The organism is Nocardiopsis salina YIM 90010 (assembly GCF_000341025.1).
Lineage (GTDB): Bacteria > Actinomycetota > Actinomycetes > Streptosporangiales > Streptosporangiaceae > Nocardiopsis > Nocardiopsis salina.
In genome coordinates this window covers 22740-30938 of sequence record NZ_ANBF01000056.1, presented here as the reverse complement: position 1 = coordinate 30938, position 8199 = coordinate 22740, and the positions used below count along the sequence as shown (strand labels likewise).

Sequence of the window (8199 nt, the reverse complement as noted above, 5' to 3'; positions counted from 1 at the left end):
AGGACCACGTCCCCTGTGGAGGCCTCGACCCCGCAGTTGACGGCGTGCGCGGAACCCCAGGCGCCCTCCGATGCCCGGATCAGCCGCACGTTCTCCGGCACGACCGGGCCCAGCCGCAACGGTTCCGGTGATCCGTCGTCGACCACGATCACCTCGAGCAGCTCCGAGGGGTAACTCTGCACCGACAGCGCAGCGAGCACCAGATCCAACTTCCCCTGGTGCCCGTGCGCCGGCAGCACCACCGACACCGACAACACCGGCTCCCACTCCCCCAGAACCGGGACCTCGACGGAGGCATAGTCGTTGCGCACGACGTAGGGCAATCCGCGGCCCTCGGAGGCCCCGGGCTGCGCGGTGACGGTGCTGGTCTCCGGCGGCATCGTCATGGTGTCTCCCCCGTCGTGTCGGTGGCCACGGGTGTGCCCAGTGGTGCCGGTGCGCCCTCGAGGATTGCGCTGGGCCGCCAGCCGGACCACTGCTGTGCGTAGTTGTGCAGGAAGTAGGACATGTCCTCGGACCACGTGTGCCCCGCGCCGGTGCGGCGCAGCACGTACCCCAGGCCGTGGGTGCGGTGCACACGGCCCCCGCCCCGGGTCACGGCGAGGAGGAGCTGGGTGTCGATGGCGCGCGGCAAGGGGCGGAACCCACCGGTCTCCTCGAGCACCACGCGGTCGACGAGTATCGTGCCGCCGGCGATGAACCGGGTCGCGGTCTCGGACTCGCGGCTGCGCCACACGGTCAGGTCGACCTCCTGCAGGAAGACGAAGTCCTGCCCGGTTCCCACGAGCTCGGCCCCGGAGTAACGCCGGGCCAGCAGCAGGTCCGCGAGGTGGTCGGGGCCGTACCAGTCGTCGTCGTCCCATTTGGCGACGAGGGAGCCCCCGGCCCGGGCGGCGGCGTCGTTGAGCACGGCGCCGAAGAGCCGGTCGGCGCCTGCCTCGTACACGGTCAGGGGGATCCCGGTGGCCTCGAACTCGGCCAGCGCTCCGGCCACACCGGGGCGGTCGGCGCCGAACCCGTGCAGCGTGAGCACGACCTCGGCGTCCACCCCGCGTTGGCGGGCGATCTGGGCGAGTGCGAACCCGACCATCTCGGGACGCCGGGTGCACAGGATCACCGACACGGTCGGCTCGGGAGGGACGGGGATCCCGGAACGCAGCGCCAGCGCCCGCCACCGGGCACGGGTCCCGTGCAGCTCGAGGGCGGCCCGGCGCAGACGCACGCTGTGTTCCTCGCGCCGGAGCCGGTCGCGCAGGCCCTCCTCGTCGGTGTCGGTGAGCAGGTCGACCAACCGGCTGCCGAGCCCGGCCGCCCAGGCGGGGACAGGACCGCTGAGCAGGGGCACCCCTCCGGCGGCGAGGGAGGCCACGGCGCGCACGGCTGCGGTCGGCCCGGTGTGCCCGGACCAGTCCACGCGCACCCCGCGCAGGTGGCGCAGGCGCGTGAGGTCGACGTCGGTGACGGTGCCGTCCGCAGCCACGGTGACCAGAACCTTCGAGCCCTCGCGCACCACGGCACGATTGCCGTGCACGGTCAGGTCGGCGAGCTTGCCCTGCTCCGCCTTGGTGAAGCCGGTGGGGTTGACGGTGAGTTCGTCGATCGGGGCGATGGCGTGGACGAGGGCCTCCTCGCCGCTCTGCCCTCGGGCCCGGACCCTGGCACGGGCGCGTGTGGGGGCGTCGCTGCCGAGCAGCCCAGTCCAGGAGTCGGCGGTGGTGAGTTCGGCGTCCAGGGCGGCCACGCCGGGGTCGGTCCAGGCGCACTCGGGGTCGGCCCCCACCCGCAGAGCGAGGTCGGCCCTCGGGGTGACCCTGCGCAGCGGCACGGGGCCGGACGCCTCGATCCCCACAGCACCGGTGTCCCCGGGCCGCCAGAGCGCTCCCTCGGTGCCGTGGAGCGCGGCCATCGGGGTGACGGCCGGACCGCGCCGGCGTCCGCGCATCCCCTGCAGGACGGTGTCGAGCACCTGGTCGGTCTCGGTGGCGCGCGGGAAGAAGAGTTCGCACACCCAGCCGTTGCGGTCCAGGCGCCGGACCCGCATCTCGTGGAGGTCGCGCCACTGTCCCAACCCGGGGGCGCTGGGCAGGGGCGGTTCCTGGTGCCCGGGCGCGGCCTGGAGCGCGACCAGGACGTGTGCTGCCCGGGGCAGGTGGACCGCCGTGGTCAACGTACGGTGCAGGTCGGTCGGGGTGGCCGCGACGACGGCCACCAGGCCTGCTTCGGGGTCCTCGCCCTCGGAGACGGGCATGCCCATGGGGTGGGCGTCCAGGTCCACGATCCGATCCCCGGACCGGTACCGGAGCCGGGTCAGCGGAGCTCGGGACCCGGTGCCGGTGTGGCCCAGGACCGCCGGTTCATCGCCTCGGGAGCTCAGGGCTCCGCGCAGGACTGTGGTGATCATCTGCTGCTCTCGTGGGTTCGTCCGTTGCGGTCGGCCGGGTCAGGCCCCTTTGCGGGAGAAGACGTGCGCGCCCTTCTCCGCGGCCTCCTCGACACGCAGGAGTTCGGGGTACTCCTCGAGCCAGCGCTTGCCCAGGGCCCGCTCGTCCTTGCGGACGGCGTCGTCGAGGATGATGACGGCGTCGTCGGCCAGGTACGGCCAGAAGGCGGGCAGGGCGGGGTAGCGGGCCTGGCGGCCGGTCGACTCCGGCGGTCCGTCGACGAGCAGCAGTCCGATGCCGTCGAGGTCGGCGAAGGCGGAGGTGTCGTACCAGCGGGACACGGATCCCTTGTCCCGCAACCCGGTGTCGGTGAGCGTGCCCGGTTCGGCCTCGACCAGGGGCGCCAGGCGCACCTCGACGACGTCGTCGAGCCCGTGCTCGGCGATGAGGGCGCGGGTCTGCTCGGCGAAATGGGCCTCGTGCTCGATGGCCACGACACGGCCGCGGCCCTGTCGCCGCAGGGCGTATCCCATCCAGATGCTGGAGGAACCGCTGCCGCACTCGACGACGAGCTCGGGCCTCAGACGGTCGATGTGCCGCACGATCAGGCGCACGAGGTCGGGTGAGGCCGCCCATCCGCGCAGGGGTGGCATGAAGGTGGCGGTGTCCAGGTGCTCACGCAGTTCGGACCAGGCCACCTGCTGTTCGTAGTCCTTGCGGCCCTGTTCGAGCAGATCGCGCTTGAACTGGCGGCGCTGCTTCGGCAGGACCTCGCCCTCGATGCGTTCGAGGCCGGCGCGGACCTGTTCGAGGTCGGCGTTGGCCTCGGCGATCTCCAGGCGTTCTGCCGCTACGGCCTCGGTGACGGCACGGGTGTGCGTGCGCACCTCGGTGGTCAGCTGGAGCACGGAGCGGCGCACGAGCAGCAGCCCTCCGCCCAGGGCGCAGGCGGCCGCGCCCAGCAGGATGATCCCGCTGAGGATCAGCGCCTGGGACCAGGGGAGGAGGCCGAAGGCGGCCAGTACCGGGGGGAGCAGGACCGTGACCGCACCCACCGACGCCGAGGCGAGGAGGAGCGGGAGAAGACGACGGCGCAGAGTGCGCATGAGTGGTGACCTCCACGTGTTTTTCATTCCGATGTTAACGACCGCGGCAACGCTTTGTCGGTGCACACAGGGATATTCGACAGAAATGGCGACGAATTCGTCCTGCGTTCACCTTCTCCTCGCCCCCTTTTCGTTTCGGCCGTTCGTGAATTCGTGGTGTGCACGTCTCACCATCCGAGGGCCTCCTCGACGGCAGGACCGACGACGGGCGAGAGCGAGGCTGCGAACGTGGCGGTCATGTGCGAGTGGTCCCAGAAGACCAGCACGTTCCCGACCACCGCCTCGCACTCCCCGCCGGGGCAGACGTGCGCGGTGAGGTCGATGAGGGAGACGTTGTCGGGCAGGTCCGCCGCCCGGGCCGGATCGGTGTCGTCCTGGGTGCGCGACGCCGGTTCGGTGCATTCTTCGACGGGACGTGAATCCACGCATTCTGCACCCTGGAACTCGCGCCGGGGGAGATCGCGTACCCCGAGCACATCGATCCCGAGCTCGTCCAGGCGGCGCCAGGTGTCGACGTAGGCGCTGGGCAGGTGTTCGTACCCCTCGGCGGAGTTGAAGGTGGACGTCGTGAAGACCGCATCGGGGCGCAGCCGTTCGAGCTCGTCCATGGCCTGCTGGTTCCAATCGCGGCAGACCGGGTCGTCGGTGTCGGCACCGCCGTCGAACAGGCATCCGCTGCGGGTGAAGGTGATGAGCCGCCAGCCGCGCTCCTCGGCGACGGCGCTGAGCGCGGGATACCAGTGGTCGGCGCGGGAGGCCCCGACGAGGGCGAGGGTGTGTTCGGCCTCCTTCGGGCCCTCATCGCAGATACCGAAGGGCTCGGAACCGTTGGCGAGGCACCCTCGGGCATGGGTGGCGGGTCGGTCGTCACGGGCATCGGCAGGGGCGGGAAGGACCGGCGCAGGATCGAGCGCCTCGGCCACCTCGGGGTCGGCGGCCGAGGCGCCGGGGTAACGCGCGTCGCCCTCGGCGAGCACGGCCCGGGCACGGCGTTCCTCCTCCAGGTGGCCGGACCACAGGGAGGTCGAGAGCACGACGGGGAGCAGGAGCGCAGCCGCCAGGCCCGCCGGCCACGCGTGCGTGTTCCGCGCTGCGGGGCGGGTGAGGTGGTCGAAGCCGCCGTCGATCCACCGCTGTGTGGCGTAGGCGAGCAGCACGGACAGCGCCACCACGAGCAGGCCGCCGACGAGGGTGGCTGTGGTGCGGTCGGTCAGGTGCAGGTACACGACGAGCACGGGCCAGTGCCACAGGTACAGGCCGTAGGAGAGCCCGCCCAGCCACATGAGGGGCCGCCGGGTCAGGAGGCGGTCCGCGCCGAAACGGCTGCCCGTGGTTCCCGCGATGATCACGAGCACCGCTGCCCCGGTCGGCCACAGCGCGATCCACCCCGGGAACATCGTCGAGACCGGCACCAGCGCCCCGCACAGCACCAGCGCGACCAGGCCGACCCAGCCGAGCACGGCGCGCACTGCCGCCGGCAGGTGCAGGTGCCCCACGACCATCGCGAGCATCGCGCCCAGGGCCAGTTCCCACAAGCGCGCCCCGGTGTCGAAATAGGCCCAGGGCTGGTCGACCGCGGTGATCCACACCGAGTAGGCCAGTGACAGGACGAAGACCGCCCCCGCGGAGGCGAACACCGCACCGCGCAGCGTCAGGCGCGACCGGGCCGCGACCACCACCGCCAGGGTGAGCAACAGCGGCCACAGCAGGTAGAACTGCCCCTGGATCGACAGCGACCAGAAGTGCTGGACCGGGCTCGCGGCCTCCTCGCGCGCCAGGTAGTCCACGGCCCCCCGGGCCAGGGCCCAGTTCTCGTGGTAGAGCGCTGCGGCCCGCACTTCGGCGAGCGTCTGTTCCCACCGGGTGCTGGGCAGGAACACGTAGGTCGCCGCCAGCACGGCCGCCAGGACCACCGCGACCGGTGGGAGGAGCCGCCGTGCCAGGCGGGAGAAGAACGCGGTGAGGGCGATGCGCCCGTCGCGCTCCAGCATCCGCAGCAGCGACCCCGTGATGAGGAAACCGGTCAGCAACAGGAACACGTCCACCCCGCCGGAGACCCGGCCGAACCAGACGTGGTAGACGACCACCAGGGCGACCGCGACCGCCCGCAGTCCCTCGATCTCGGGCCGGTACCCGTCCCCGGACCCGCGCCCGGAACGCCCCCCGGCAGGCGCGCCAGGGAGGGCGATCGAACGGAGCCCCGGAACCGGCACGGGCATGGGCGTCCTCGCTGCGTGGGACGGCGACAGAAGCACCCATCACCCTAGGTCCGCGATTATTCACGCATGGTGACACATGTGTTCCGGGAGGTTCCCCGCGTTCGGGAGCTTCCCTCCGCACCCGTTCCGAACCGGAGGAATTCTCTCGTACGTCCGCGCCGGGGGCGAGGGGGACCGGCCTCACCAGCCGGTCGCCTCCAGCAGGGAATCCTCCATCATCGGCACGAGGGTGCGCGCGTAGGTGGCCGTCATGTGCGAGTGGTCCCAGAACACGAGCACGTTCCCTACCACCGCGTCGCACTGGCCGTCAGGGCACACGTACCCGGTCAGGTCGAACGTGCTGACGTGCTCGGGCAGCGTGCGTTCCTCGGCCGGGTCGGTGTCCTCCTGGCTGTAGGCGGCCGGGGAAGTGCAGTCCGACGCGAGACCGCCTTCGACGCACTCGGCGCTCTGGTAGTCCCGGCGCGGCAGGTCCCGGACACCGACGACGTCGATGCCGAGGTCGCCCAGTTCCTCCCAGCGGTCCACGAACCCGTCCGGCAGGCGCTCGCCGCTGGGGTTGGCGGTGGTGGAGGAGGTCAGCAGGGCGTCGGGCTGCAGGTCGGCGAGGACCTCCATGGCGCCCTCGTTCCACTCCTGGCACTCCTCGAACACCTCATCGTCGCGCATCGGGGTGTCGGTGCTGAACTGGCATCCGCTCTTGGTGAAGGAGACCAGCCGCCAGCCGTGCTCCTCGGCGACCTCCTGCACCGCCGGGTACCAGTGGGCCACACGGGAGGCACCGGCCACAGCGAGGGTGTGCTCGGCGTCCTCGGGGCCTTCTTCGCAGACCACGACCTCGGTCTCCTCCAGGTTGACGTGGCAGCCCTGGTCGTGGTGGTCGGACAGGTCCTCCTCCGCTAGCACCGGGTCCGGCAGGATCGGCATCTCGCCTCCGGCCGGGTACGCGTCGGTCGCGGTGTCGCCGGCCGCGTCGGCGAGGCTCAGGGCTCCGGGGTAGCTGGAGACCTCCTCCGCGAGCTCGGCCCGGGCCTCCTCCTGGCGCTCGATCTGGCCCGACCACAGCAGGGACCCGGCCAGGAGCGGCACCAGGAAGGAGGCGGCCAGGGCCAGGGAACGAGCGGAGGTGCGACGGTCGCGCAGCACCCGGGCGACACCGCCGTCCACGGCCCGGTGCGAGATCCAGGCCAGGGCGAAGGACAGGGCCACGACGCCGGCGCCGCCCAGGAGCGTGGCGGTGCTGCGGTCGGTCAGGTGCAGGTAGACCACCAGCAGCGGCCAGTGCCACAGGTACAGGCCGTAGGACAGCCCGCCGATCCGGGTCAGCGGTCCCCAGGTCAACAGGCGGTCCGCGCCGAAACGGCTGCCCGTGGTTCCCGCGATGATCACGAGCACCGCTGCCCCGGTCGGCCACAGCGCGATCCACCCCGGGAACATCGTCGAGACCGGCACCAGCGCCCCGCACAGCACCAGCGCGACCAGGCCGACCCAGCCCAGGATCAGACGCAGGCGGGCGGGCAGATCGAGGCGGTGCACCACCAGAGCCAGGAGCGCACCGAACGCCGGTTCCCACAGCCGCGCGCCGGTGTCGAAGTAGGCCCAGGCCTGGTCCGTACCGGTCATCCACACCGAGTAGGCGAAGGAGGCCGCGAACACCGCGGCCACAGCGGCCAGGGACGCGCGCCGCACACTCATGCCCAGGCGGGACGCGGCGAACGCGGCGAGCGCCAGCAGCAACGGCCACAGCACGTAGAACTGCCCCTGGATCGACAGGGACCAGAAATGCTGGACCGGGCTCAACGCCTCCTCGCGCGCCAGGTAGTCCACAGCCTTCTGCGCCAACACCCAGTTCTCGTGGTAGAGCGCGGCCGCCCGTACCTCCTCGAGCACACCCGGCCACCGCGAGCCCGGCAGGAACGCGAAAGTCAGCGCCAGGACCCCGCCCAGGGCCACCGCGGCCAGAGGCACCAGCCGCCGTGCCAGGCGGGAGAAGAACGCGGTGAGGGCGATGCGCCCGTCGCGCTCCAGCATCCGCAGCAGCGACCCCGTGATGAGGAAACCGGTCAGCAACAGGAACACGTCCACCCCGCCGGAGACCCGGCCGAACCAGACGTGGTAGACGACCACGAGCAGAACCGCGACCGCGCGCAGCCCCTCGATCTCGGGGCGGTGGCGCGGACGTGACACCGGTGCAGAGGACATGGGTTGCGGCGACCTCACGGGGTATGGAGGGGTGGGATCACGGGGCGGCGGCCAAGGCGCCGTCGCTGCATCGTGCCCGGTCACGGTGTTGCCGTGGTGAAGCCGCGGAGAACGGTCGGCCAACGTCCGGGACCGCTTCCGCGGACCGGGCCGGGGCACACCGTAAGGGCTTCCGCGGACCGGTATTGAAGGACCGGTGTCGAAGTCACCAGGACACCGGATTATTCCCGGAACGGGGCCCCGAAGGCCTGACATGGGGGTCTGCACCGGTCGGCTGATAGCTTGCTGCCT

General features: G+C 71.7%; 5 protein-coding genes. All 5 read right to left on the bottom strand.

Annotation, left to right across the window (positions count from 1 at the left end; all coding sequences use genetic code 11):
• Window positions 1-380, bottom strand: a 380-nt coding sequence (locus D474_RS0106015; protein ID WP_040703112.1) for a glycosyltransferase, incomplete at its 3' end; no start/stop codon positions are given.
• A 2-nt stretch (window positions 381-382) separates the two neighbouring features.
• The gene (locus tag D474_RS0106010) at window positions 383-2401 is read right to left on the bottom strand and encodes a glycosyltransferase (protein WP_017612688.1); all 2019 of its coding nucleotides are present in this window, start codon (window positions 2399-2401) and stop codon (window positions 383-385) included.
• Between the two features lie 39 nt (window positions 2402-2440).
• Complete coding sequence (locus tag D474_RS0106005; protein ID WP_017612687.1) at window positions 2441-3487, bottom strand: class I SAM-dependent methyltransferase; 1047 nt, start codon at window positions 3485-3487, stop codon at window positions 2441-2443.
• Window positions 3488-3654: 167 nt separating this feature from the next.
• Entirely contained in the window at window positions 3655-5706 is a 2052-nt protein-coding gene (locus D474_RS0106000; protein WP_017612686.1) for an acyltransferase family protein, read from the bottom strand.
• 180 nt (window positions 5707-5886) lie between these two features.
• Window positions 5887-7908 carry an acyltransferase family protein gene (locus D474_RS0105995; RefSeq protein ID WP_017612685.1) on the bottom strand — a complete coding sequence of 674 codons (2022 nt, stop codon included), beginning with the start codon at window positions 7906-7908 and terminating at the stop codon, window positions 5887-5889.
• Window positions 7909-8199 lie beyond the last annotated feature (291 nt).

Coding starts and splice junctions, on each gene's coding strand:
- D474_RS0106010 (WP_017612688.1), bottom strand. CDS start 2,401: ATGATCACCACAGTCCTGCGCGGAGCCCTGAGCTCCCGAGGCGATGAA.
- D474_RS0106005 (WP_017612687.1), bottom strand. CDS start 3,487: ATGCGCACTCTGCGCCGTCGTCTTCTCCCGCTCCTCCTCGCCTCGGCG.
- D474_RS0106000 (WP_017612686.1), bottom strand. CDS start 5,706: ATGCCCGTGCCGGTTCCGGGGCTCCGTTCGATCGCCCTCCCTGGCGCG.
- D474_RS0105995 (WP_017612685.1), bottom strand. CDS start 7,908: ATGTCCTCTGCACCGGTGTCACGTCCGCGCCACCGCCCCGAGATCGAG.